The 25348-nt window shown below is 65.8% G+C and carries 20 protein-coding genes; 9 read left to right on the plus strand and 11 right to left on the minus strand.

Annotation, left to right across the window (positions count from 1 at the left end; all coding sequences use genetic code 11):
• Nucleotides 1–169: 169 nt before the first annotated feature.
• Nucleotides 170–1063: a 5'-nucleotidase, lipoprotein e(P4) family gene (locus ACFPPA_RS01365; RefSeq protein WP_377316526.1), complete on the minus strand. Its 894-nt coding sequence runs from the start codon at nt 1061–1063 to the stop codon at nt 170–172.
• 135 nt (nt 1064–1198) lie between these two features.
• Between ACFPPA_RS01365 and ACFPPA_RS01370 the strand changes: the two genes are divergently transcribed.
• Together ACFPPA_RS01370 and ACFPPA_RS01375 are read left to right on the plus strand one after the other, a co-directional pair.
• The gene (locus ACFPPA_RS01370) at nt 1199–2230 is read left to right on the plus strand and encodes an AI-2E family transporter (RefSeq protein ID WP_377316528.1); all 1032 of its coding nucleotides are present in this window, start codon (nt 1199–1201) and stop codon (nt 2228–2230) included.
• Between the two features lie 131 nt (nt 2231–2361).
• On the plus strand, nt 2362–5388 hold the full coding sequence (locus ACFPPA_RS01375; RefSeq protein WP_377316530.1) for a TonB-dependent receptor domain-containing protein: 3027 nt from the start codon (nt 2362–2364) through the stop codon (nt 5386–5388).
• Nucleotides 5389–5522: 134 nt separating this feature from the next.
• On the opposite strand, the gene ACFPPA_RS01380 is transcribed toward ACFPPA_RS01375, so the two are convergent.
• Together ACFPPA_RS01380 and ACFPPA_RS01385 are read right to left on the minus strand one after the other, a co-directional pair.
• Nucleotides 5523–7100, minus strand: a complete 1578-nt coding sequence (locus tag ACFPPA_RS01380) for a tetratricopeptide repeat-containing sulfotransferase family protein (protein WP_377316532.1) — start codon at nt 7098–7100, stop codon at nt 5523–5525.
• A gap of 284 nt (nt 7101–7384) precedes the next feature.
• Nucleotides 7385–9367 (minus strand): UvrD-helicase domain-containing protein, encoded by a 1983-nt coding sequence (locus tag ACFPPA_RS01385; RefSeq protein WP_377316534.1) that lies wholly within the window; start codon nt 9365–9367, stop codon nt 7385–7387.
• Between the two features lie 288 nt (nt 9368–9655).
• Here ACFPPA_RS01385 and ACFPPA_RS01390 point away from each other — a divergent pair, with 288 nt between their 5' ends.
• The 3 genes from ACFPPA_RS01390 to ACFPPA_RS01400 all read left to right on the plus strand — a co-directional run bounded on the left by ACFPPA_RS01390 (nt 9656) and on the right by ACFPPA_RS01400 (nt 12526).
• Entirely contained in the window at nt 9656–10996 is a 1341-nt protein-coding gene (locus ACFPPA_RS01390) for an NAD(P)/FAD-dependent oxidoreductase (RefSeq protein ID WP_377316536.1), read from the plus strand.
• A 105-nt stretch (nt 10997–11101) separates the two neighbouring features.
• The gene (locus tag ACFPPA_RS01395) at nt 11102–11734 is read left to right on the plus strand and encodes a thymidine kinase (RefSeq protein ID WP_377316538.1); all 633 of its coding nucleotides are present in this window, start codon (nt 11102–11104) and stop codon (nt 11732–11734) included.
• Between the two features lie 24 nt (nt 11735–11758).
• Nucleotides 11759–12526, plus strand: a complete 768-nt coding sequence (locus ACFPPA_RS01400; RefSeq protein ID WP_377316540.1) for a hypothetical protein — start codon at nt 11759–11761, stop codon at nt 12524–12526.
• Between the two features lie 126 nt (nt 12527–12652).
• Here the strand turns inward: ACFPPA_RS01400 and mutM are convergent, their stop codons facing one another.
• The 6 genes from mutM to ACFPPA_RS01430 all read right to left on the minus strand — a co-directional run bounded on the left by mutM (nt 12653) and on the right by ACFPPA_RS01430 (nt 18255).
• On the minus strand, nt 12653–13480 hold the full coding sequence (mutM, locus tag ACFPPA_RS01405; protein ID WP_377316542.1) for a bifunctional DNA-formamidopyrimidine glycosylase/DNA-(apurinic or apyrimidinic site) lyase: 828 nt from the start codon (nt 13478–13480) through the stop codon (nt 12653–12655).
• A complete protein-coding gene (gene gndA / locus ACFPPA_RS01410) occupies nt 13481–14764 on the minus strand; it encodes an NADP-dependent phosphogluconate dehydrogenase (protein ID WP_377316544.1) in 1284 nt (427 codons plus the stop codon).
• Nucleotides 14765–14867: 103 nt separating this feature from the next.
• Nucleotides 14868–15365 carry a hypothetical protein gene (locus tag ACFPPA_RS01415; protein ID WP_377316546.1) on the minus strand — a complete coding sequence of 166 codons (498 nt, stop codon included), beginning with the start codon at nt 15363–15365 and terminating at the stop codon, nt 14868–14870.
• A gap of 3 nt (nt 15366–15368) precedes the next feature.
• Complete coding sequence (locus ACFPPA_RS01420) at nt 15369–16724, minus strand: GldG family protein (protein ID WP_377316548.1); 1356 nt, start codon at nt 16722–16724, stop codon at nt 15369–15371.
• Nucleotides 16724–17494, minus strand: a complete 771-nt coding sequence (locus ACFPPA_RS01425) for an ABC transporter permease (protein ID WP_377316550.1) — start codon at nt 17492–17494, stop codon at nt 16724–16726. The genes ACFPPA_RS01420 and ACFPPA_RS01425 overlap by 1 nt, the downstream gene beginning before the upstream one ends.
• The gene (locus ACFPPA_RS01430) at nt 17491–18255 is read right to left on the minus strand and encodes an ABC transporter ATP-binding protein (RefSeq protein WP_377316552.1); all 765 of its coding nucleotides are present in this window, start codon (nt 18253–18255) and stop codon (nt 17491–17493) included. The genes ACFPPA_RS01425 and ACFPPA_RS01430 overlap by 4 nt, the downstream gene beginning before the upstream one ends.
• 172 nt (nt 18256–18427) lie before the next feature.
• Here ACFPPA_RS01430 and ACFPPA_RS01435 point away from each other — a divergent pair, with 172 nt between their 5' ends.
• Nucleotides 18428–19621: a DesA family fatty acid desaturase gene (locus ACFPPA_RS01435; RefSeq protein ID WP_377316554.1), complete on the plus strand. Its 1194-nt coding sequence runs from the start codon at nt 18428–18430 to the stop codon at nt 19619–19621.
• A gap of 315 nt (nt 19622–19936) precedes the next feature.
• On the opposite strand, the gene rpmG is transcribed toward ACFPPA_RS01435, so the two are convergent.
• Both rpmG and rpmB read right to left on the minus strand, forming a co-directional pair.
• Nucleotides 19937–20104, minus strand: a complete 168-nt coding sequence (rpmG, locus tag ACFPPA_RS01440) for a 50S ribosomal protein L33 (protein WP_184418896.1) — start codon at nt 20102–20104, stop codon at nt 19937–19939.
• 10 nt (nt 20105–20114) lie between these two features.
• Nucleotides 20115–20351, minus strand: a complete 237-nt coding sequence (rpmB, locus tag ACFPPA_RS01445; RefSeq protein WP_377316556.1) for a 50S ribosomal protein L28 — start codon at nt 20349–20351, stop codon at nt 20115–20117.
• Between the two features lie 327 nt (nt 20352–20678).
• On the opposite strand from rpmB, the gene secB reads away from it, so the two are divergent.
• The 3 genes from secB (at nt 20679) to ACFPPA_RS01460 (ending at nt 25340) form a co-directional block, all read left to right on the plus strand.
• Entirely contained in the window at nt 20679–21182 is a 504-nt protein-coding gene (secB, locus tag ACFPPA_RS01450; protein WP_377316558.1) for a protein-export chaperone SecB, read from the plus strand.
• Nucleotides 21183–21191: 9 nt separating this feature from the next.
• Complete coding sequence (locus tag ACFPPA_RS01455) at nt 21192–22217, plus strand: NAD(P)H-dependent glycerol-3-phosphate dehydrogenase (protein ID WP_377316560.1); 1026 nt, start codon at nt 21192–21194, stop codon at nt 22215–22217.
• A 105-nt stretch (nt 22218–22322) separates the two neighbouring features.
• The gene (locus ACFPPA_RS01460) at nt 22323–25340 is read left to right on the plus strand and encodes a DEAD/DEAH box helicase (RefSeq protein WP_377316562.1); all 3018 of its coding nucleotides are present in this window, start codon (nt 22323–22325) and stop codon (nt 25338–25340) included.
• Nucleotides 25341–25348 lie beyond the last annotated feature (8 nt).

Below are 25348 nucleotides of genomic sequence, written 5' to 3' on the forward strand. Positions count from 1 at the left end.
CGGGCCTGAAGCCTCGCGGGGAAATCCGGCAGAGCCGGAAGGGAAATGGCCTTGCCTGCAAAAAGTTGTAGGTCAGCAGGTGTTGGCAGACAAATGTTATCCGCTCGTCAAAGTTAAGGCAATACTTTTGTTTTACACCATAGCTTATTGTTTATAAACATAAATTACTTTACTTATAGCGCAGTGCGTCGATCTTCTGCTGGCGGCGCTTTTCCAGCGGGGCCGTCCAGTCGTTGTTGAACAGCGCCGGTTCCCACGCGCCGTAGGTGGCATTCGGCAGCACGAACCAGCGCGTGCCGATCCAGTCGAGATAGGGTGCCATGGCCCTGCGACGGCCCTCGGCGTTGTTCGCGAGCACCGTGACGAAATCGCCGATCTGGTCGCCAAACTGCATCAGCACGCGATATTGGCGGCTGATCCGCTGGCGCCGACAACCCTTCTCGCTGCCGATCTGCTCGCAACCCTCCACAAACGTGCCCAGGCCAAGAAACGCCTGCGGCCCCGACACCGGCAGGCCGACCTTGCGCAGATTGGCCAGGGTGACCTGGTCCAGGTCCTTGGCACGGTTGGAGACATAGATCACCGCGATACCGTGTCTGGCGGCGAACTGGGTGAACTGGACCACGCCGGGCAGGGCGCGCGCGGTTTCCTCCTTGCACCAGGCGGCCCAGTCGGCTTCGTTGAACTCGCCACCGCTGCGGATGAGCCGGGCCTGATAGGGCGAGTTGTCCAGTACGGTCTCGTCGATATCCAGCACCACCGCCGGTTTCAACCCTCGGAGGGGTGCCACGCGGTCGTTCCCGGGCAGGGCGTCCCAGTGCCGGTCACGCAGCGCGGCCAGCAGCCGGGACTGGGCGTCGCGATAGGTCTGCATGAAGATGAGGTCGTGCTCGATCGCGGTCTGGCTCCAGGCTACGGCGTTCAGATCGTCATTGGCCGCGACGCTTGCCGGTGCCGCAGCAGGCTGTGGCGCGGTCGCCGCGACTGGCGGGCGCGGTGGCGAGGCGGCACAACCGCCGAGCAGGATGAATACGAGCAGGGTCGTGGACAGGCGAAGCGACATGCAGGCTTTCCGGGTGCAAGAGGGATCGGAACGATGGCCGGAGTTTACGACAGCCGTATGGCAGCACCTGCAGGGCTGGCAGCCATCGCGGGCTGCTGACAGACTGGCGATCCCCTGGTTACGGTTGCGCCTCGCATGGACTCCTTCTTGCCCGCCTCGAGCGAACCTTCGCTTGCCATGCGCTATGCGAGTTACCTGCTGGCCGCCGTGGCGTTGCTGCTGCTGATCGAGGTCCACCTGCTGCCTGCCTTGCTGGCCGGGCTGCTGGTGTACGAGCTGGTGCAGGCGATGAGCCCGTTGCTTGAAAGGTGGATCTCCGGCGATGGTGCGCGGGTGGTGGTGGTGGCCCTGCTCGGTGCAACCGTAGTCGGTCTGTTGATCCTGCTGACCCTTGGGGCGATTACCTTCTTCCATCACGAGATCGGCAATCCCGAGCTGGTCTTGCAGCAACAGCTGATGCCGCTGGTGGAAAAAGCCCGCCAGCAGTTGCCGCCGATACTGGTCAACAACCTGCCGGACAGCGTGGATGACCTGCGCGTCGGTACGATCGAACTGGTGCGCAAGCACGCCGTGACGCTGCAGCTGGCCGGCAAGGGAGCGGTGCGTCTGTTCGTGCATATCATCATCGGCCTGGTGCTGGGCGCGATCATCGCGCTCAGCCGCACCCGCCCCGCACACCAGATGCGCCCGCTGGCAGCGACCCTGAGCCTGCGTTGCCAGCGCCTGGCCGAGGCGTTCCACAACATCGTGTTCGCCCAGATCAAGATCTCGCTGATCAACACCCTGTTCACCGCGACTTTCCTGCTCGGCTTGCTCCCGCTGCTGGGTATCCATGTGCCGCTGTCCAAGACCCTGGTCGTCGTGACTTTCATCGTCGGCCTGATGCCGGTCATCGGGAACCTCATCTCGAATACCGCCATCGCCATCGCCGGACTGTCGGTATCGCTGGGCGTGGGTATGGCTGCGCTGGTATTCCTGATCCTGATCCACAAGCTGGAATACTTTCTCAACGCGCGCATCGTCGGCACCCAGATCCGTGCCCGCGCCTGGGAGTTGCTGATCGCGATGTTGCTGATGGAGGCGGTTTTCGGGCTCTCCGGAGTGATCGCCGCACCGATCTATTACGCCTATCTCAAGTATGAGCTGGAAATGGAAGAGCTGGTTTGAAAGCGCTCTCGGGAGGCCGTGCACGGGCCTCTCGGTAAAGTCCATACCGCAAATGAAATCGAAAATCCATGTGAAAATTTCGTAGTGCAAAATCCTGCGAGCATGCTAGAACTCACAGGAGTCGTGAGTCGATGGCCAGCGGGTGGGGGTGCTGGCCGTTGCATTTTCAACATGCCGTCTCGGACCCATTGCCCGCCCATTCACCTGGCGCGGGCTCGACCGCTGCAAAAACTCTGAGGGGAGTTCCTGAAATAATGATCAAATCAAAAATTGCCGTGGCTATCGTTGCGGCTTTGGCGCTCGGCTATACCTCTGCGTACGCGCAATCGGCTCCGTCCGATGCGTCTCAGCAGAATTCCACGCAAACGCCAGATACCGCCAAGGCCAAACGACTGCAGGCGGTCACCGTGACCGGCTCGTTGATTCCGCAAACCGAGATCGAGACGGCTACGCCGATCCTCACGATCACCGCGGCCGACATGAAGGCGCGTGGCTTCAACACCATTGCGCAGGCGTTGCAACAGTCCTCCTTTGCCACAGGCACCGTGCAAGGCATGCAGGACACCAATTCGTTTACGACCGGCGCCGAAACGCTGAGCATGTTTGGCCTGCCGGTCGGTTTCGTGAAGTACCTGGTCGATGGCCGCCCGATGGGCAACTTTCCCGGCCTGTACAACGGCAGCGACACGTTCAACAGCCTGAGCGGCATCCCCATGGATATGGTGGATCACATCGACATCCTGCCGGGCGGCCAGTCCTCCCTCTACGGCTCCGATGCGATTGCGGGTGTGGTGAACATCGTGCTCAAGAAGCACGTTGACGCACCTACCCTCGATGCCCGTTACGGCTGGTACTCTGAGGGTGGCGGCGCGAGTCGCCGTATCAGCTTTGCGGACAGTTTCAGCGCGGGCAAGTGGAATTCGCTGCTGGGCATCCAGTTCGACAGCACACAGCCGATCTGGACCCAGGACCGCAGCCTCACCAGGGGCCTGAATCTCAACGGCACCGGTCCGAATGTCGCCAATCGCGACTATCTGGTGTACAGCCCTTACAACAATGACGGAGCGCCGACGGGCTACTATTTTGCGGATCCGAACAACTGCTCGAAGGTCGCTGGCAACTGGGGTGGAACCACGGCCAAATACAATCGCCCGGGTCGCGGAGATTACTGCGGATCGTTCAACAGCGTCGGCCCCGGTACGCTGACCCTCGATAGCAAGGCGGCGAGTCTCTACAGCCACAACACGTTTGACGTGAGCGACAACCTGCAGTTGTACGGCGACCTGCTCTACAACTATTCGGAAAAGAAGTTTGCGAACGGCAGCAACACCATGTTCTGGAACACCAGCGGTGTCGTGGCCAAGAGTACGAGCGGCTATATCTGGGATCCGTCGTTGAACGGCGGCAGCCTCGTGCAGCTGCAGCATCCGTTCGCGCCCGAGGAAGTCGGTGGCTACCAGCACATCATGAACAAGGAGTATGAGAACTCCTACCTGCTGACGTTGGGCGGCAAGGGCACGTTTGGCGAGTCGAACTGGGACTATGACCTGGGCTTCACCCATTCCGACGACCAACTGAGAGACCTCAGTTTCCAGCGTCTGGCCGCTCCGATGGAGGCCTACTACGCGAGTCACTTGCTCGGTGCGCAGCAGGGTACCTATTCCGGCTATCCGGTGTTCACGCCCGACTACGCGAACTTCTACAACCCGGTGTCGGTGGCCGATTTCAAGAGCTTCACGGGCTATTCGAACAGCCACGCAAAGACCTGGGACAACCTGTTGCGCGGGCAGCTGACCAATGCATCGCTGTTCACTCTGCCGGGTGGCGATGCGGGTATCGCCATGGTGGTGGAGGGTGGCAATGAAGGCTGGGATTCCACTCCCGATCCGCGGTTGCTGCAGACGGTTGTGGTCAACGGGCAAACCACTCCGTATTACTGGGGAACCAGTGCCACTCCGGGCGCGGGCCACCGGTCGCGTGCCGCCGCCACGGTCGAGCTCAGGATGCCTTTGCTGCAGCAGCTGACCGCCGATGTTTCCGGCCGCTACGACAACTACAAGGTGTCCGGCCAGGATGTGCATGCCGGCACCTACAACATTGGCCTGGAATATCGTCCGTTCGAGACCCTGCTGCTCCGTGGTCGCTATGGCACGGCGTTCAAGGTGCCGACGCTTTCCGATGAGTTCCAGCGCGCGAGCAACTATTACAACAGCGTCAACGATTACCTGAATTGCGGCCGGCTGGGTTTCAGTGGCTCCAATTTCCAGAACTGCCCGCAGCTGTATCAGACGGCCCAGTTCACCGGTACCACGGTGGGCAACCCGGCGCTGCAGCCGATCAAGGCCAAGGTCTGGAGCTATGGTGTCGTGTGGGCACCCATCGAGAAGATGTCGGTTTCCGTGGATTACCTGCACTGGGACATCAACAACGAAGTCGCCCAGCTAAGCACCGACACCTTGTCGAATACCGAGTATCTGTGTGACATCGGTACGATCGCCCCATCGTCGCCGACCTGCACGACGGCGTTCAACCTGATTACCCGAGGTCCCGGCAGGACGGTCAACGGGGTGACGCTGCTCGGGCCGATCAGCGCCATCACCACGCCCAAGCTCAATGTGGCCAACGAGCAGGTCAACGCCATCACGGCGAACTTCGGTTATGAGCGTGACATGGGCGGGTTCGGGCACCTGGGGCTCAATGTGTCCTATTCGGACATGTTGAAGCACACTTCCCAAGCCTATGCGCTTGACCCGACGGTGGATCTGCTGCGTCATCCCTATTACAGCACCGACTTCAAGAGCAAGGCCAACGCCGCGCTGACCTGGAGCAGGGACAAGTGGACCGCAACGCTGCTGGCCAACCGGTTTGGTCGCTCACCGAACTACCAGGCCTCGCAAAGCGACAGCTATGAACACACGCCGGGCAACGAGCTTGCGGGCAAACTGCCTTCGTGGACCCTGTACAACGCCAGCGTGACCTACAACCCGATCGAGAACCTCGGTCTTTCGTTGCAAGTCACTAACGTGTTCAACAAGATGCCGCCGAAGGACAACAGCTACCCGTCCTACTACTCGCCGTACAACTCGGACAACTACAACCCTTACGGTCGTGGCATGTTCCTCGAGGCGAACTACAAGTTCGGAGCTGGTGGCGGCTGATCGTCATCGGTGAGTCGTTGATACAGCGGCCCCGCTTCGGCGGGGCCGCTTTCGTTTCCGCTAGTGCCGATGGTCGCAGGGAGACGTCGAAGGCGTGCTGCAGCCGGGAGGCGGAGCCGTCGCCGCGTCGGTGATCAGGAGGGGATCGCGATACCGGCCGCGTTCAACAGTTCCTGCAGCTCGTTCAATTGCGCCCCGTACTTCTTCCAGCGCTGCAGTGAAGTGCGGTAGACGGGCTTGCGCACTTGCACGACGCTGGCGGTATTGACCGGTGCCTTGTTGTCTTCGAAGCGCAGGCAATCGTCGTGCCAGGGCAGCCTGCAAAATTCCAGCAACTGCCTCGTGCTGGCCTCTTGTGAGTCCACCAGTGCTTCGTAGTGCATTTCGAGGATGCGACCGGGAAGCACGCGTTGCCAGTGCGCGATCAGTCGATCGAACAGGGTGTAGTAGCGCCCGGTGTCGAGCAGATCGAACGAGTAGCCGTATTGGGGAGATTGTGCCGCAAACAACTGGCGGAAGTTGCTGAGGCAGGTATCCATCGGATCGCGCCGCAGGCAGATGATTCTGGCGTTTGGCAGCGCCCGGGCAATCCAGCCCACGTTGAGAAAATTGTGCGGCAGTTTGTCTATGAATCGAGGCTTGTGCGCCGTGCCTGGACGGGTGCTGGCGAGGTAATCCTCGCCGACCTTCTTCCAGTCCGGTCCCTGGAGGCGATGGACGGTGTCGAGGTCGAGTATCGGCGATGTACGACTGCCCGAATGCCGCTTCAGGGTCAGGCCGAAGTTCAACAGCTCACCGGCGGAATGGACATCCGGGTGACTGCTGATGATGCGTTCCACCAGGGTCGTTCCACTGCGAGGCATGCCGATCACGAAAATCGGCTCGTCCGATGGGCATCCCCCCGGGCTGGCTTGCGGTGCCGGAAACGCTGCCGTGATCGCGGCAAACAGTGCCTCGTCCTGAGCGATGTCGTAGTTGCGCCCGGCCCCCGCCGCGGATTTGCCACGGGTGTAGTGCGTGAACGCGGTGGGGTAGTCGCCGCAATCTTCGTATTCCTTGGCGAGTGCCATATGCAGATAGGTCTGTGCCTTGAGGTCGGCATCGCGCCCCTTCAATATCGAATGCAGGCGCTCGATGTGATTGTCTTCGGCCGACTGACGGCGTTGCTGGGCCAGCGTCAGGTGCGCCTTCCAGTAACACGGGTCGATATCGATGCAGGTTTCAAGCGTGCTCCTGGCCGATTCGATTTCGCCGGTTGCCAGCAGCGCCGTGGCGAGGTTGAAGTGATAGGGCGCATGGGTCGGGTTGAGTGCGACGGCTCCGCGAAAAGCGGCCGCCGCCTCGGCATGCGCGTGGGTTTGTGTGTAGATGACGCCGAGCGTGTCGAACGTGGCCGGGTCGGTGGGCGACAACGCCATCGCGCGATCGGCCGCCAGCCGCGCCTCGCGCGGCATCTGGCCGAGAGTCAGCGCCTTGGCGAATTGCGTGACGAATTCAACGCGCCCGGAGTCGAGGTCGGCAGCCTGATGCAGGTGCGCCAGCGCCTTGGGCATTTGCTGCAGCTCCATGGCCGCCACGCCTGCCATGTAGTGCAGCGCGGGATGCCGGGGCGCCATCGGCAGCAGCCGTACGGCGAGTGCCTGGGCCTTGGCCCAGGCGTGCTGGTTGAATGCGATGGTGAGTTCGGCGAATAGCGTGGCGGGATCGATCATCGGTCAGGTCATGAATAACGGATGGGGCAAAGATACCGTGTTTCCATCTTTCGCCCCGAAGAGACATCTTGATCGCGCCAGGCCCGCTGCAATGTGCGCCGCACTGTCTCGCGTCACCGGTCGGGTTGGGGGCCGTGGTGTCGCCACTGACCACCCGTCGCAACTTGTCGCCGGCCTCGCTGCCTTTGGACAATCGCATGAATTCTCCAGCAGGCTCGGTCGTGCCGCGTCGGTCCGTCGTTTGCATGCGCGTTGCGGGCGCTGCCAGCGAGTGGCGACCCTTCTCAACCCCCCGCCAGCATCGCGGCGATCTTCGCCATGTGCGACTGGGCGGTTTCGCGGGTGACTTCCTTGTCCGCCTCGGGATCCTTGCCTTGCCAGTGCAGGTCGGCCTGGGGCAGTTCGTGCAGGAAGCGGCTGGGCTGATTGCGGTGGATGTCGCCGTAGCGCTTGGTCTGCGCCGACCACGACAGCGTCAGCAGTTCCTTCGCGCGGGTGATGCCGACGTACATCAGCCGGCGCTCCTCGTCGAGGCGGCCTTCGTCGATGGCGCCTTCGTGCGGCAGGGTGCCGTCCTCGCAGCCGACGATGAAGACGAAGCGGAACTCCAGCCCCTTGGCCGCATGCATGGTCATCATGCGCACCGCGTTGCCCGGTTCGTCGCGGTCGGCGTGGCTGAGCAGGGCCAGTTGCGAGGCGAGATCGCCGGCCGTGTTGCCGCCCTTCTGCATCGCGCGGAACCAGTCGGCAAGTTCCTGCAGGTTGCCCAGCTTGCGTTCGCGCACGCTGGCGTCCGGCGTGCCGGCGGCGATCTGCGCCGCGTAGCCGGTGCGCTTGAGGATCAGCTCGACCAGGTCCGCCGCGCTCTGGTGCAGCGAGGCGCTGCGCAGTTCGTCCAGCAGGTTCGAGAACGACGCCAGCGCGGCGGCGGGACGCGGGGTGAGCTGGCGCAGCACGCTGTCGCTGCGGGTCGCATCGAGCAGCGAGCTGTGCCGCGACTGGGCCATCTGGCCGAGCTTCTCCAGCGTGGTCGAGCCGATCTCGCGCTTGGGCACGTTCACCACGCGCAGGAAGGCCGCATCGTCGCTGGGGTTGGTCAGCAGGCGCAGGTAGCACAGCAGGTCCTTCACCTCGGCGCGGTCGAGGAAACTCAGTGCGCCGGTGAGGTGATAGGGAATGCGCGCCAGGCGCAGGGCCTTCTCCAGCGGGCGCGCCTGGAAGTTGCCGCGATACAGGATCGCCATGTCGTGCCAGCGCGCCTTGTGCTTCTCGGCCAGCGTGGTGGCGATCGCGGCGACCCGCTCGGCCTCGTGCTCGGCCTCCTTGCATTCCAGCACGCGGATCGGCGCGCCTTCGGGCAGGTCGCTCCACAGCTTTTTTTCGTGCAGGTGCGGGTTGTTGCCGATCAACTGGTTCGCCGCGCGCAGGATGCGCTTGCCGCAGCGATAGTTCTGCTCCAGCTTGATCACGCGCAGGTTCGGCCAGTCGCGGCCGAGCTGGTCGATGTTCTCCGGGTTGGCGCCGCGCCAGGCGTAGATCGACTGGTCGTCGTCGCCCACGCAGGTGATGCCGCCACGCTCGCCGGTCAGTGCCTTGAGCAGGCGGTACTGGGCGTCGTTGGTGTCCTGGTATTCGTCCACCAGCAGGTAGCGGAAGCGCTCGCGCCACGCCTCGCGGCATTCGGCATCGGCTTCCAGGATGCGCAGCGGCAGCCGGATCAGGTCGTCGAAATCGACCGCGTTGAACGCCGCCAGCCGCTGCTGGTACATGTCGTAGATCGTGGCCGCTTCCAGCTCGCGCGGGCTGCGGGCGGCGGCCAGTGCCTCTTCCGGCGACAGGCCGCCGTTCTTGGCGCGGCCGAGCAGGTTGCGGATGCCGAACAGCACATCGTTCTTCGCGCCCTTGGGCGCCAGCTCCTTGACGATGGCGCCGCTGTCGTCGGCGTCCAGCACCGAGAATCCCTTGCGCAGGCCGGCGCGGGCGTGCTCGATCTGCAGGAATTTCAGTCCCAGCGCATGGAAGGTGCACACGGTCAGCGCCGCCGCGTCATCGGTGCTGATCAGCTTGGCCACGCGTTCGCGCATCTCGCGGGCGGCCTTGTTGGTGAACGTGATCGCGGCGATCTTCGACGGTGCCAGGTGCCGGCGCGCAATCAGGTGGGCGATTTTTTGGGTGATCACCGAGGTCTTGCCGGAACCGGCGCCGGCCAGCACCAGCAGCGGGCTGTCGCAATGTTCGACGGCGGCCAGTTGTTGCGGATTGAGCATGGATCGGGGCGATGCGAGAGGCGGCGGTCGATGGTAGCAGAGCGGCTGCCGAAGTCCGTGGCGACCGGCAGCCTGTCGGGCTTTGGTCGGCCGGGCTGCGAATCCGGCTGTGCGGTCCATATTTCCGCCGCTTCCTGGCCCATAGAACCACTATGGGCCGGCGAAGCGTCGAAAATCTCTCCTCGCACAGCCGAATTCTCGCCTCGACCACCAAAGCCCGACAGGCTGCTGGGTCATAATCCACCACTTGTGGCGCGCGCCGGGGTGGCGAGGCCGGGCGGGGACAGCATGACGGACCAGACCGAGACAGCGATCGAACAGTGTGACGTGGTGGTGATCGGCGGCGGCCCCGGCGGCAGTACCGCGGCGACCCTGCTGGCACGCCGTGGCTACCGGGTGATCGCGCTGGAGAAGGCGCATCATCCGCGCTTCCATATCGGCGAGTCGCTGTTGCCGATGAACCTGCCGATCTTCGAGCGGCTCGGCGTGCTGGAACAGGTGCGCGCGCTGGGGGTGTTCAAACCCGGGGCCGACTTCGAGGCCGACAACGAGCGCGGCTACAACACGTACGCGTTTGCCCGCGCGATCGGGGAGAGCCCGCCGCATGCCTACCAGGTATGGCGGCAGGATTTCGACAAGATGCTCTACGACCACGCGCGCGGTTGCGGTGCGGATGCGCGCGAGGGGCACGAGGTGGTGGGGATGGAGCAGTCCGGGCCGCGCGAGACACGGATCGAGGTACGCCGCGACGACGGCGGCAGCTACATCATCCAGGCGCGCTACGTGGTCGACGCCAGTGGCCGCGATGCGTTGCTGTCGTCGCGGAAGAAACTGCGGCGCCGCAACGACCAGCACCAGAGTGCGGCCATCTTCGGCCATTACCGGGGCGCCACGGCCCGCACCGGCGAGGATGCCGGGAACATCAGCATCTACAGTTTCGCGCACGGCTGGATGTGGATGATCCCGTTGCCCGACGGCGTGATGAGCGTGGGTGCGGTGTGCCGGCCGGAATACCTGAAGCGGCGCAAGGGCCGCACGGTCGAGTTTCTCGTCGAGACCCTGAAGCAGAACCCTGCGCTGTGGCAACGCATCGAACAGGCGCAGCTGATCGACGACGAGGTTCGCGTCACCGGCAACTACTCCTACGATGCGGCCCGGATGGGCGGCCCGGGCTGGATCCTGGTGGGCGATGCGTTCGCGTTTCTCGACCCGGTGTTTTCCTCGGGTGTCTACCTGGCGATGAGCGGGGCCGAGCAGGCGGCGGAGCTGGTCGATCGGGCGCTGCGCGAGCCGCGGCTCGAGCTGGCGCTGCTGCGCAAGCTCGAGCGGCGCCAGCGTGCCGCGATGCGGCGTTTCTCGTTCTTCATCTACCGCTTCAACGGGCCGGTGATGCAGCAGATGTTCCGTGATCCGCGCAATACCTGGCAGCTGGAGCAGGGCGTGATCTCGATGCTGGCCGGCGACCTGTTCGACACGCCACGGGTGCTGCGCAAGCTGCGCCTGTTCAAGCTGGTCTACGCGATCAGCGCCCTGCGCGACTGGCGCCGCAGCCGGGCCGAGCGTCGCTATCGGCTGGCGCAGGCGCGTGCGCCGTTCAGCGGGGGCACCACGCCGCTGGACGAGGCCTGAAAGCAGGAGCGAGTGACAAGGAACGAGCAGCGAGAGTGCATACTCGTCACCCGGCCGATGCCACCATTCTCGTTTCTCACTCCTGAGGCACTCATTTCCGATCTTATGGCCAAGCTCTACTTCTATTACTCGGCAATGAACGCCGGCAAGACCACCACGCTGCTGCAGAGCGCGTACAACTATCGCGAACGCGGCATGCGCACGCTGATCCTCACCCCGGCGCTGGACAACCGCTACGGCGAGGGCGTGGTGGCCTCGCGGATCGGACTGAAGGCGGATGCGCGCCGGTTCGCTGCCGATGAAAACCTGTTCGCCCTGGTCGAGGCCGACATCGCGGCGCATGGTGCGCTGCATTGCGTCTTCGTGGACGAGGCACAGTTCCTGGGCAAGGCCCAGGTGTGGCAGATCAGCGACGTGGTCGACCGGCTGAACATCCCGGTGCTGGCCTATGGCCTGCGCACCGACTTCCGCGGCGAGCTGTTCGAGGGCAGTCGCCATCTGCTGGCCTGGGCCGACAACCTGGAGGAGATCAAGACGATCTGCCATAGCGGGCGCAAGGCCACCATGGTGGTGCGCGTGGATCAACACGGTCGCGCCGTCACCGAGGGGCCGCAGGTTGAGATCGGCGGCAACGACCGCTATGTCTCGGTAAGCCGTGCCGAGTTCAAGAAGATCAGCGAAGGCAATGGCCAGATCGAATTGCAGCAATCCGTGCTGCCGCTCGGCGACAAGCGCTGAAGCGCGCCCATCCCAAGGAATCCCATGAGCCATCCGATCACCATCCCCGCGTGGCAGCGTCCGCACTGGCGAGCCAGCGACGAGGAGATCCTGCTGCAGTTCTACGTGTTCGGAAAATTCGACGCGGTGCGCGTACCTTCGCAGGACTACGGCAGCCCCGGCCTGCCGGCGGGCATCACCGCGACCAACCACCCGCATGCCGAGCTGCGCGCGTGGGAAGGCTATCCGCTGAAGGGTGCGATGGGCCGCATGTTCAAGGCCGATGCACCGGAGGCCTGGCAGCGTGCCTTCGATGCGCCGGAGGTCATGCTGGTACGGGGCACGCTGAAGGACAGCCAGGCCACCGGCTACCTGCGCGATACCCTGGGCGTGCTGGCCGGGATGCTGGATATCGGCGGCCAGGCGATCCTCGATCCGCAGATCCTGAGCCTGCTCGATGCGGGGGAGTGGCGCCGGAAATACCTGATCCGCGACGGCGCGCCGATCCGCAACCATCTGCTGATCCTGTGCGATGGCGAGCCGGAACCCGGCCGTTCGTGGATCCATACCCGCGGCATGCGCAAGTTCGGCCGCCCCGACATCAGCATCCATCGGGTGCCCGATGCCGCGATCGACCGGGCCGGTCTGCTGTGCGAGAAGCTGGTCGAGCTGGAAGCGCTCGGCGCGCATTTCGCCGATGGCCAGACGCTGGATATCGAGGGGATCAGGGAGGGCGTCGCGGTACGGCTGGGCGGCGGGCTGGACGATCCGCAGTTCAACAACACCTTCGTCGAGTTCAGCTGGCCGGCATAGGCACCCCGATGCCGCTCGACTTCTGTGAGCGACTTGTGGGAGCTACTTCAGTCGCGATGCTCCTGGCCGTTGGGTCGATCAAGGCAGGAGCATCGCGGCTGAAGCCGCTCCCACCAGGAACACGGTTCAGCGCTGGCAGTGCGGGCACCAGAACGTGGAGCGCTGGCCCAGCACCGCCTGCCGGATCGGCGTGCCGCACACGCGGCAGGGTTCGCCGGCACGACCGTAGACGTTCAGTTCGCGAAAGAAGTAACCGGGCGCGCCGTCGGGGCTGAGGAAGTCGCGCAGGGTGGTGCCGCCACGCTCGATCGCCCAGGCCAGGATGCGCTTCACCTCGCCGGCGAGCCGGGCGTAGCGCGCCCGCGAGACGCTGCCGGCGGCGCGACGGGGATCGATGCCGGCGGCGAACAGCGCCTCGCTGGCGTAGATATTGCCCACGCCCACGACGTTTGCGTTGTCCATCAGGAACAGCTTCACCGCTGCCGTGCGGCTGCGCGACAGATGCCATAGCAGGTCGCCGTCGAACGCCTCGGTCAGCGGTTCCGGGCCGAGTTTCGCCAGCAGTTCGTGGGTCGCCCCCGGCGCCTGCCACAGCAGGCAGCCGAAGCGGCGCGCGTCGGTGAAGCGCAGGATGCGCGGTGCCTGCGCCGGGGTGCGCTCCAGCGCGATGTCGACGTGATCATGCTTGCCGACCGGCGCATCCGGCGGCAGCACGCGCAGTAAACCGGACATGCCCAGGTGCAGCAGCGCGCTGCCGACTTCGGTGTGCAGCAACAGGTATTTCGCACGGCGTTCCACCGCGTCGATGCGCTGGCCGGGCAGCAGCTCGCTGATCTCGGGGGGAATCGGCCAGCGCAGGTCGGGCCGGCGCAGGGTCACCCCCAGCACGCGCCGGCCGACCAGGTACGGCGCGATGCCCCGGCGGGTGGTTTCGACTTCGGGCAGTTCAGGCACTCAGTTCCACGCCTCGTGGAAGCTGCCCTTCTGATCGATGCGCTCGAAGGTGTGCGCGCCGAAGAAATCGCGTTGCGCCTGCAGCAGGTTGGCCGGCAGCCGTTCACTGCGGTAGCCGTCGTAATAGGCGATGGCCGAGGAGAAGCACGGCACCGCGATGCCGGCGGCCACGGCGGCGCCCACCACCTCGCGCAACGCCGCCTGATAGTTCGCGGCGATGTCGCGGAAGTAGGGCGCGAGCAGCAGGTTGGCCAGCGACCGGTCGCCGGCGTAGGCCTCGGTGATGTCCTGCAGGAAGCGCGCGCGGATGATGCAGCCGCCACGCCAGATCCGCGCGATGGTGCCGTAGTCGAGGTTCCAGTCGTATTCGCTCGACGCCGCGCGCAGCTGGGCGAAGCCCTGCGCGTAGGAGACGATCTTGCTGAGATACAGCGCGCGCCCCACGGCGGCGATGAACGCCTTGCGGTCGCCGCTGAATGGTTTGGCTTCGGGTCCGGCCAGCTGCGTGCTGGCGGCGACGCGCTCGTCCTTCAGCGAGGACAGCACGCGGGCGAACACCGATTCGGTGATCAACGGCAGCGGCACGCCGAGATCCAGCGCGCTCTGGCTGGTCCACTTGCCGGTGCCCTTCTGCGCGGCACGGTCGAGGATCACGTCGACCAGATCCTTGCCGGTCTTTTCATCCTTCCGGTCGAAGATCTTCGCGGTGATCTCGATCAGGTAGCTGTCCAGTTCGCCCTGGTTCCAGTCGGTATAGACCTCGGCCAGTTCACGGTTGGACAGGCCCAGCACATGCTTGAGCACGGCATAGCTTTCGGCGATCAGCTGCATGTCGCCGTATTCGATGCCGTTGTGCACCATCTTGACGTAATGGCCGGCGCCGTCCGGCCCCATCCAGGCCACGCAGGGCGTGCCGTCCTTCGCGCGGGCGGCGATCTCGGTGAGGATGGGCGCTACCAGGTCGTAGGCGTCGCGAGGCCCGCCGGGCATGATCGACGGTCCGTGCAGCGCACCCTCCTCGCCGCCGGATACGCCGGTGCCGATGAAGTGCAGGCCGGCTTTCACCATCAGCAGGATGCGGCGTGGCTTCTCCAGCGAATCGACGAATTCCTGCAGCGTGTACGTGGGCACCAGGCGCCTGTCGGCATGCTCGGCGATCACCTCGTCCGTTTTTGCGCGGCTGCGGTTGTAGATCGAGACCGCGTGACCGCGACTCTCGATGTTCAACGCCAGGTTCTTGCCCATCACGGCCATGCCGATCACGCCGATCGCTTGCTGAGTCATCTGATCCACTCCTGACAGGAAATCTCTTGCCCCCGATGTGGGGCGCGCAGGCAGGCCTGCAAGCTTACGCCGTAGCGCGTGCCGGATGCAGGCGCACGGGGGATCAGTGCATTTCGGTCGCCCTGATGGCGGGCGAACGCGGCACGTAGCGCGCTGAGACCAGGGCGATGCGCCGGCCCACCCGCACGTAGTGCTGCGGTCCGGTGACCACGCTTTCACCGAATTCCAGCGCCTGGCCGTCCAGGGTCAGGGTGGCGCGCGGCGGCGCCAGGCCGATTTTCGCGAGGTCGAAATCGCTGGCCGGACGCCAGCTCAGCACATGGGCGGTGGCGGTATCGGCCAGGTCGAGCAGGCGCGCGTCGTCGGCGACCCGCGCCGGGGTGCCGTCGGTGCGCCACCAGTGACCGTCGCCGCGCTTCTCGTAGTGCAGCGGCGGCGCGCCGGCCAGGGTGATGCCGATGTGGCTGATCGTGGCGGGATCGAGCGAGGTCAGCGTGCCGGTGGCGTTGCCGGCGTCGCGTTGCAACTGCCAGCCGGCCAGCGCCAGCAGGGCCAGCACGGCGAGCAACAGCAGCAGGCGCTGGCGCGCGGCGCGTTTCATCGCTCAGCGCCGCCGCCGACGCCACACGATCGCGCCGCCGATCAGCAGCAGCAGCAGCGGCAGGGCGATCAGGAAGCCGAAGCTCAGCGCATTCAATTCGGTCTGCGAGATTTCCAGCAGCCGGTCCGGTGCGCCGCGCGGCGGCAGGTCGACCAGCTTGTCGTCGCCGAGCAACCAGTCGAACACGCGCTCGCCCAGCGCGCGGTTGCCGCCGTTGCCGAGGAACGTGTTGGACAGGAAGTCGCCGTCGCCGATCACCACCGCACGCTGTTCGCTCTTGTCCGGACTGGGCGACAGCCGGCTCAGCGCGAAGCCGAAGTCCAGCGGACCCTTCAGCTCGCCGGCCGAGGCGTCGAAGCGGATGTCCGAGGGCTTGGTGTTGTCGATCGGATGGAACTCGGTCCAGCTCTGCGGTCCCGAGCGCAGGAACGGCTTGACCGCCCAACCGGCCTGGGCCACCTGCGCCAGGGCCGACACCTGCGGGAACAGCGTGGTCAGGCGGAAGCCGCGGGTGATCGCCTGCGGCGGATAGTCGCCCAGCGTGAGCATGCGCGGGTCGTGCAGACCCAGCGCGGTACCGGAACCGTCGACCAGCACGCCGGGCAGCACCTGCACGCCCAGCGCGGCGGCCAGCGGTTTCAGGCCGAGGTCGTCGTTGCCCGGTTCGGTCAGCCACAGCAGGTTGCCGCCGTTCTGCACATAGGTCACCAGCGCCTTCACCGCGCCGGGGGCCAGCGCCAGCGAGGGACTGGCCAGCACCACCAGGTCGGTATGCTCGGGCACGGTGCCGACCTGGGCGAAGTTCAGCGGCACCGCGCGCATGCCGCGGCTCTCCAGCTGCGCCATGAAGGTGCCCATGTCCGCATTGGCCTTGCCGTCGGCACGCCGCTCGTCATCGCCGGTGACGAAGGCCACGATCCGATCACTGCCGCGTACCAGGCGCTCCAGCGCGTTGGTCAGGCTGCGTTCGGACAATTCGTCCAGACGCTGCTCGCGATCCTTGTAGCGGATGATCAGCGCGCCATCCACGGTGATGCCCAGTTCGCGCATCTTCGCCGGGTCCAGCTGCGGATCGACGAAGCGCAGGCTCAGGTCGGGCTTCACCGCCTGATAGCGCTGCAGGAACCCGGCCACGGTCTGGCGCAGATCGCCTTGCGGGTTCGCATAGCTGACGATTTCCACCGGGCCGTCGAGCTGGGCCAGCACGGCCCGGCTCTCCGCCGACAGGCTGATGCGGCCGTTCGCGGTCCAGTCGGCCTGCCAGGCGTAGCGATTGCCGAGATAGCCGATCGCACCCGCACCGAGCACGAGCAGCAGGGTGAACAGCCAGCTGTCCAGACGTCTGGAAAAATGTCCCATCAGCCACGCTCCCGCTCGGTATGGAGCCGACGTGTGGCCAGCGCCAGCGCCAGCAGGATCAGCAGCACGAACCACAGCACATCGTCGCTGGAAACCAGTCCGCGCAACAGCGGCTGCACATGGGTGCTCATGGCCAACCAGTTGATCGCGCCGCCGTTGATGCCGGCCATCTGCGCGCCCAGGTTCACACTCCACAGGACCAGCGTGAGAATCAGCGTGGCGGCGGCGGCGATCGCCGGGTGCGAGGCGAAGGCCGAGCAGGCCACGCCCAGCGCCGCCAATGCCGCCAGCATCAGCGCCATGCCCAGCGCGGCGGCGGCCAGCTTGCCCCAGTCGAGATGGGTGGCGTGCGCCAGCGCCAGCGGCATCGCCAAGGTCAATGCCAGCCACAGCAGCAACCAGCCCAGCACCGCCAGGTACTTGCCCAGCACCACGCGCGCGGCCGGCACGCCGGCCGCGAACAGCAACGGCAAGGTGCCGCTGCGCCGTTCGCCGGCGATCACCGACATGGTCAGCAGCGGCACGACCAGGAAGGCCAGCTGGGCCAGCTGGCCCAGCAGCGGGACCGCGACCAGGTCGGTGAAACCGGGGCCGTCGGGCATGGCGGCGCGCTGGATCTGTCCGGCCAGGAAGCCACCCAGCAGCAGGGTGAAGCTCCATGCCAGCCATGCCAGGGTCAGCGCCGCCAGTACCCAGGCCAGCGGGCGTACCAGCAGGCGCCGCCATTCCAGTCGCGTCACGGCAAACAGGCCACTCAGGGTGGAGCTCATGCGGCCTGCGCCGGCTGGGGATTCCCGTTCATCGCGATCTCGAAGAAAGTGCGTTCCAGCGCCGCATGATCGTCGGCATGCACCGGGCCGTCATGGCGCAACGTGCCCTCATGCAGGATCGCCACGCGGTCGCAGACGGCAGTGACCTCGGCCAGCAGATGGGTGGACAGGATCACCGCGGTGCCGGCGGCGGCCTGCTCGCGGATCAGCGTGCGCAACGCGGCCACCTGCACCGGATCGAGCGCGTTGGCCGGTTCGTCCAGCACCAGCAGGGCGGGGCGGTGCAGCAGCGCACAGGCCAGTCCCAGCCGCTGGCGCTGGCCTTGCGACAGCACGCCGGCCAGTCGCCGGGCCAGGGGCTGCAGTTCGAGCCGCTCGATGATCGCCACGCGCGCCTCGCGCAGGGCCGCGCCGCCCAGCCCGCGCAGTCGGCCGTGGGCATCCAGGTGTTCGCCGACGGTCAGTTCCGGCCACAGCGGGGCGCGTTCCGGCAGCCAGCCGATCAACTGGCGGGCCAGTTCGGGCTGCTCCAGGAAATCGCTGCCGTTCAGCTTGATGCAGCCGCTGTCCGGGCGCATGGCGCCGGCAATCATCGACAGGGTGGTCGATTTGCCGGCACCGTTGACGCCCAGCAGGCCCAGTACCTGGCCGCGTTCCAGCCGCAGGCTGAGGTCGGTTACGGCGGGGCGGCCCGCGCGCCGGCGACTGAGTCGATCCAGTTGCAGCAGGACGGGAGCAGGGGCGGAATGGTTCGGAGTCATTGCGTGATTGTCACGTCGCCCCCATTGTTAAACAACAGGCGCGCGTCATGTCCGTGAACAACTTCCACTTGACGTCCGCTTCCCGGGCGACTGATATGATGCTGCCTACACCATGCTGGCGGGTACGGAAACCCCTGATTTACACTGACTTGTCCCTCACCCGGTACTTTCCATGCTGAACGCGGTACTCAATTTCCTGAACGATGGTCTCACCGGCGCGAGCTGGGGCCAGATGCTGGTCTACATCCTGATCGTGACGCAGCTCACCATTTTCACGGTGACGCTGTACCTGCATCGCAGCCAGACCCATCGCGGCGTGGATTTCCACCCGGTGCTGGCGCACTTCTTCCGTTTCTGGGGCTGGCTGACCACCGGCATGGTCACCCGAGAATGGGTGGCGGTGCATCGCAAGCACCACGCCAAGGTCGAGACCGAGGAAGACCCGCACAGCCCGATGGTCTACGGCATCAAGAAGGTGTTCTGGGACGGCGTCTCGCTGTACCGCGACGCCTGCGAGTCGAAGCAGGACATGGAGCAGTACGGTCGCGGCACGCCCGACGACTGGGTCGAGCGCAACGTCTACGGTGCGCATCCCTATTGGGGGCCGACCCTGATGCTGCTGATCAGCATCGCGCTGTTCGGCGTGATCGGTGCGGCGATCTGGGCCGTGCAGATGGTGTGGATCCCGTTCTGGGCCGCGGGCTTCGTCAACGGCATCGGCCACTGGGCCGGTTACCGCAATTTCGAAAGCGCCGACACCGCGCGCAACCTGATCCCGTGGGGTTTCTGGATCGGCGGTGAAGAGCTGCACAACAATCACCATGCCTTCCCCAGCTCGGCCAAGTTCGCGCTGCGCAAGTGGGAGTTCGACATCGGCTGGGCGGCGATCTGCGGCCTGCGTGCGGTCGGCCTGGCCAAGGTACTGCGCGTGGCGCCGTCGCTGGACGTTCGTCCGAACGTGCGCCTGCCCGATGCCGAGACGCTGAAGGCCGTGCTCACCCACCGCTTCCAGGCGATGACCGACTACTACCGCGGCGTGATCGTGCCGACGCTGAGCGACGAAGCGCAGCATGCCGGCGAAAGCCTGAAGTCGATGCCTCGCCGCATCCGGCTGGCCATGGCCGACGGCGGTCGCTGGCTCGACAGCGAGGGCCGCGATCGGATGCAGGCGGTGCTGGCCAAGCGTCCGACGCTGGCCATCGTGGTGGAATTCCGCAATCGCCTGGCGGCGCTGATGGAGCAGCGCGGAGCCGAGCAGGCACTGAAAGGCCTGCAGCAGTGGATCCACGAGGCCGAACAGAGCGGTATCCGTGCGCTGCAGGAGTTCGCCGAGCGGCTCAAGGGCTACGCGGTCGCGACCGCCTGAGCGCACGCACGTATCGTGTTCCAGCAGAACCCGCCAACTGGCGGGTTCTGTTTTTGGGGGCTGGTAACAGAGGTAGTGCGGATGACGCCTCGAGTGTTGCTGATCGGTGCCAGCGGCGTGTTCGGCCGGAGCATCGCCCGCGCGCGCCTGCAGCCGTGCGCCGGATCTCATGCGGCGATGATGCGAGCGGGCGGTCGCGCAGACAAAAGAAAACCCGCCACATGGGCGGGTTTTCCTGGAGGCGCTGGGTCCCGGCCTTCGCCGGGATGACGTTCCGGCAATGCCGCCCGCGCCAGGCGCGAGCGGGCCGTCACGTCACTTGATCTTGCCTTCCTTGTACATCACGTGCTTGCGCACGACCGGATCATATTTCTTGAACTCGAACTTCTCCGGCGTGTTCTTCTTGTTCTTCTGCGTGGTGTAGAAGTGGCCGGTACCGGCCGAAGAGATCATGCGGATCTTGTCTTGTGTCTTGTTAGCCATGGCTCAATCCTCAGACCTTGTCGCCGCGGGCGCGCATCTCGGCAATCACGGCTTCGATGCCATTCTTGTCGATCGTGCGCAGGGCGTTGTTGGACACACGCAGTTTGATCCAGCGGTTTTCGCTGGCGACCCAGAAGCGACGCTCATGCAGGTTCGGCAACCAGCGGCGACGGGTGCGGTTGTTGGCGTGCGAGACGTTGTTGCCGCTCATCACACCTTTACCGGTGACTTGACATACACGGGCCATGATGACCTCCGTAAGAATGGCTCGAACAAGCCGAAGCTTGCCGACAGCCGTGATTACCACCCGTTAGCCAGGGCGATATCGGCCCAGCGGCGCCTTGCGCCACGCAATGCTGGAGAATGTTGCAACGCTCGATCGTGAGGTCCGTATCGCGTAACGGACCACCCGGAGAACCGGGTCGACATGGGGCGAGCCGCGTATTCTGGCAGAAAAACAAGGCTGTGCGCAATCCATGGAGCCCCATCGAGCGCCAATCGCAGGTGCGCGGGGAAGGGATGTATGGAACAATCAGACTCTTTTTCGATACGACCAAGACCCGAGGAACTCCCGATGGCAGAAGTGATCACCAACGACCAGGCCAACGGCCAGGCCAGTCAGCCTCAGCTGGTGATGCAGAAGATCTATGTGAAGGACGTTTCCTTCGAGGCGCCGAATGCGCCGCAGATCTTTCATGAGATCGACGAAACGGAGCAGCCGCAGGTGCAGCTGAATCTGGGGCAGAAGGCCACCGATCTGGGCAACGACCTCTACGAAGTGGTGCTCAGCCTCACCCTGACCTGCACGATCGGCCAGCGCACCGCCTATCTGGCGGAAGTGGAGCAGGCCGGCGTGTTCGGTATCGCCGGTTTCAATGAGTCGGACCATGCCGGGATCATCGGCAGCTACTGTCCGAACCTGCTGTTTCCGTACGCGCGCCAGGTGATTTCCTCGCTGGTGCTGGAGGGCGGCTTCCCGCCATTCCTGCTGCAGCCGATCAATTTCGATGCGCTGTTCGCCGAGCAGCAGCGTCGGGCGATGGGCGGTGACGAGGCCCCGGCGACGCTCAACAGCTGAGTCGCCTTCATGGCTGAAAACCCGAAGCTGACCGTACTCGGTGCGGGCTCCTGGGGCACCGCGCTGGCCGCGCTCATCGCGCGCAACGGGGTGCCCACCCGGCTGTGGGGGCGCGATGGCGCAGCGCTTGCCGCGATGGCGAAGGAGCACTGCAACCAGCGCTATCTGCCGGGCATCAGCCTGCCCGTCGAACTGGAATACGAAAGCGATCTGGGCCGTGCCGTGCGCGGTGCCGACATCGTGCTGATCGTGGTGCCCAGCCATGCGTTCGCCAGCATGCTGGCCGAGCTGGCGCCGCTGCTCGATGCCGGTACATCGATCGCCTGGGCGACCAAGGGCTTCGAGCCCGGTACCGGACGCTTCCTGCATGAACTGGTGGCCGAGCAACTGCCCGGCCGTGCCGCCGCGGTCGTGACCGGTCCCTCGTTCGCGCGCGAGGTGGCCACCGGCTTGCCCAGTGCAGTCACCGTGCACTCGGATGACGACGCGTTCGCCCAGCAACTGGCGAGCGTGCTGCATGCCCCCAACCTGCGCGCCTATTCCGGCCGCGACGTGCTCGGTGCCGAGCTCGGTGGAGCCATGAAGAACGTGCTGGCGGTAGCCACCGGCATCGCCGATGGCATGGAGCTGGGCCTGAATGCCCGCGCTGGCCTGATCACCCGCGGCATGAACGAGATGCTGCGCCTGGGCGTGGCGCTGGGTGCGCGGCCGGAAACCCTGATCGGGCTGTCCGGCCTCGGCGATCTGGTGCTGACCTGCACCGGCGACCTGTCGCGCAACCGGCGGCTCGGGCTGGCACTGGGGCGTGGCGTGGCGATCGACGAGGCACTGCGCCAGATCGGCCAGGTGGTGGAGAGCGTGCTCACCGCCGACGAAGTGGCGAGACTGGCCGACAAGCATGGGCTGGACCTGCCGATCAGCGCCGGCGTGCGCGCCGTGTTGCACGGCGAGGTCACCCCGGTCGACGGGCTCAAGGCGCTGATGGCGCGCGAGCAGAAGCCGGAATATCCGCAGGGCCTGTTCCGCACACCCTGAAGCCGGTTGCCTGGAGCGGCATCACCCGTCTTCAGGCAAGCGGTCGCATCCTGTCTCCGCGCTGCTAAGCTCAATGTTTTGATTGTCGCCACGGATCGCATGCGCATGCAGCAGCCGGACGAGAAACCGCAGATCACCGCAACGTCATCCGGCGATGACGAAGTCTTGCCGCTGGCCTGGCGCCGTTTGCTGGCGGCGCCCAAGCCGGCCGTGGTCGACGATCACGGCGTGCTCGGTTTCTTCCTGGAAGTGATGCCGGAAGATGGAGCCGCGTTTGCCCGGCTGGATGTGGCGCCGGTATTGCTGGCCGTGGCCGAGCACGGCCGCTATGCGCGGCCCGTACCGCTGGACAGCCGGCACCTGGCGCAGTCGCCGCTGCAACCGCATGAGCAACGTCTTGCCGCCACCATCCTCGGCTTGCCGCAGAGTGTGCGCAAGAGTCGAAGCTATGCACGTCTGGGTGGTCATGTCGGTGACACCCTGCTGGCCGAAGTCCTCGATACCGCACCGTGTTTCCTCGGTGGCCTGGCCGGCCTGCGACTGTCGCGCGGCAAGTCGCATCAGCTCAACTGGCACTGGCAGATGGAGGCGGACGGCACCCAGCGCTTGTTGCCCCTGCTGCCGCACAGCCAGCGCCTGCTGCGGATCGACAGCCTCTGGTATCTGGATGCCGAGCGCGCCACGCTGGGGCTGTTCGACGCCGCGGCCGAGGAAACCCACTGGCTCGAACTGCCGCCGCTGAAACACGAGCATGGCCGTCGTCTGCGCAATCGCCTGCCCGGTAGCCGGCTGGCCACGCGGGTACCGTTACCGCAGGTGTTCGGCGAGGTGCGTCGTTCGCGGCTGGCGCCGAAACCGGTGCTGGTGCTGCATGCGCTGACCCGCCACGCGCGGCTTGCCGCTGGCACGCCGCCGCTGGGTTACGCGCGACTGGCGTTCGACTATGCCGGCGAACGTCTGCCCGGTCGCGGCGGCGAGCCGCTGGTACGCCGCGTGCGCAATGGCCAGCTGGTCGAGATCACCCGCCGGCGCGCCGAAGAACTCACCGCGATGGAGCAGCTCGAGCGTGCCGGCCTCACCCCGGGCGTGGACACCGAGGGCCTGCCCTGGGATGTCGCCGAAACCCTGCCCGACGATGCGTGGCTGTTCCCCGGTGCCGGTTACGCCGGTGCGCTGGAGGTCAACACGCCCGCGCGCTGGCTGGCGCTGCGGCCCAAGCTGGAGCAGGAGGGATTTCAGGTCGAGTACGCGCCGAGTTTCCCGTTCGAGGTGCTGGAAGGCCCGGTGAGCTGGTACGGCCATGCGGTGGAGGATGCCGACGACCATGCGTTCGACCTGGAGATCGGCATCGAGCTGGATGGCGTGCGGCACAACCTGTTGCCGGCCGTGGCGCAGGCGCTGGCCGAGCACCAGTTGAGCCTCAGCCCGGCGCCGAACGAGCCCGAAGATGCCGTGTGGTATGCGCCGGTCGATGCGCGCCGCCGCGTGCCGGTGCGACTGAGCGAACTGCGCGGCTTGCTGGCACCGCTGGCCGAATACCTGGAGAGGCCGCGCAAGAAACTGCATCTGCCGCGAGTGCAGGCCGGGCGGCTGGAGGAGCTGATCGCCGCGATGCCCGGTGGCGGCACGCTGGAGGCGGCCGAGCCGCTGCTGGGTTTCGCCGCGCGCCTGCGCGATGCGGCCGAGCGCGCCAGCGATGCGGTGCCCGAAGGCCTCACGGTGGAGATGCGGCCGTACCAGCGCGAGGGCCTGCGCTGGCTGAACGCGCTGGCCGAGGCCGGCGTCGGGGGTGTGCTGGCCGACGACATGGGCCTGGGCAAGACCCTGCAGTTGATCACCCACCTGCTGTCGCTCAAGCAGGGCGGGGCGTTGACCCAGCCCGCCCTGATCGTGGTGCCGACCAGCCTGATCCCGAACTGGCAGTCGGAAATCGCGCGTTTCGCGCCGGCCCTGCATGTACTTACCCTGCATGGTCCGCAGCGCGCCGAAGAGTTTGCCCAGCTCGGCGCGCAGGACATCGTGCTGACCAGCTATGCGCTGTTGCCGCGGGATGTGGCGCCACTGCGCCAGCAGCCGTTCGCGCTGATCGTGCTGGACGAGGCGCAGCAGGTGAAGAACCCGCGCACGCAGGCACGGCGTGCCCTGCTCAGCCTGCGCACGTCGCGTTACGTCTGCCTTACCGGCACCCCGCTGGAAAACCACCTGGGCGAGTTGTGGTCGCAGATCGACCTGTGCGTGCCCGGCCTGCTCGGCGACGAAGGCGCGTTCCGCCGCCACTATCGGGTGCCGATCGAGAAGCAGCACGACGAGGAGTGCCAGCAGCGGCTGAACCTGCGGCTGGCGCCGTTCATCCTGCGCCGGACCAAGGCGCAGGTCGCGAAGGAATTGCCGCCGAAGACCGAGATCACCCGCCGGGTGGTGCTGGAAGGTCGCCAGCGCGAATTGTACGAAGGCCTGCGCCTGTCGCTGGCCGAGGAACTGCGCGAGGTGATCGCCCAGCGCGGCATCGCGCATTCCGGCATCGTGGTGCTGGACGCGCTGCTGAAACTGCGCCAGGTCTGCTGCGATCCGCGCCTGGTGAAGCTGGAAGCGGCGCGCGGCGTGCACGAATCGGCCAAGTTCGACCTGCTGATGGACATGCTGCCGGCGCTGCTCGACGAGGGCCGCAAGGTGCTGCTGTTCTCCCAGTTCACCGGCATGCTCAAGCTGATCGCGGCCGAGCTCGATCGCCGGCGCATCCGCTACGTGACCCTCACCGGCGACACCCGCGATCGCGCCGAGCCGGTGCAACGTTTCCAGAACGGCGAGGTGCCGCTGTTCCTGCTGTCGCTGAAAGCCGGCGGGGTCGGTCTCAACCTCACCGCGGCCGACACGGTGATCCACTACGACCCGTGGTGGAATCCCGCGGCCGAGGCGCAGGCCAGCGATCGCGCCCATCGCATCGGCCAGGACAAGCCGGTGTTCGTGTTCCGCCTGATCACCAGTGGCACGGTGGAGGAGCGCATCGAGGAGCTGAAACTGCGCAAGGCCGAACTCGCCGCCGCGGTGCTGGAAGGCGGCGGCAGCCGCGAGAAACTCAGTTTCGAACAGGACGACCTGGACTCGCTGCTGGCACCGGGCTGACCGCGGCG

The sequence above is a fragment of the Rhodanobacter ginsengisoli genome, assembly GCF_042657065.1.
In the GTDB taxonomy this organism is placed as follows: domain Bacteria; phylum Pseudomonadota; class Gammaproteobacteria; order Xanthomonadales; family Rhodanobacteraceae; genus Rhodanobacter; species Rhodanobacter ginsengisoli.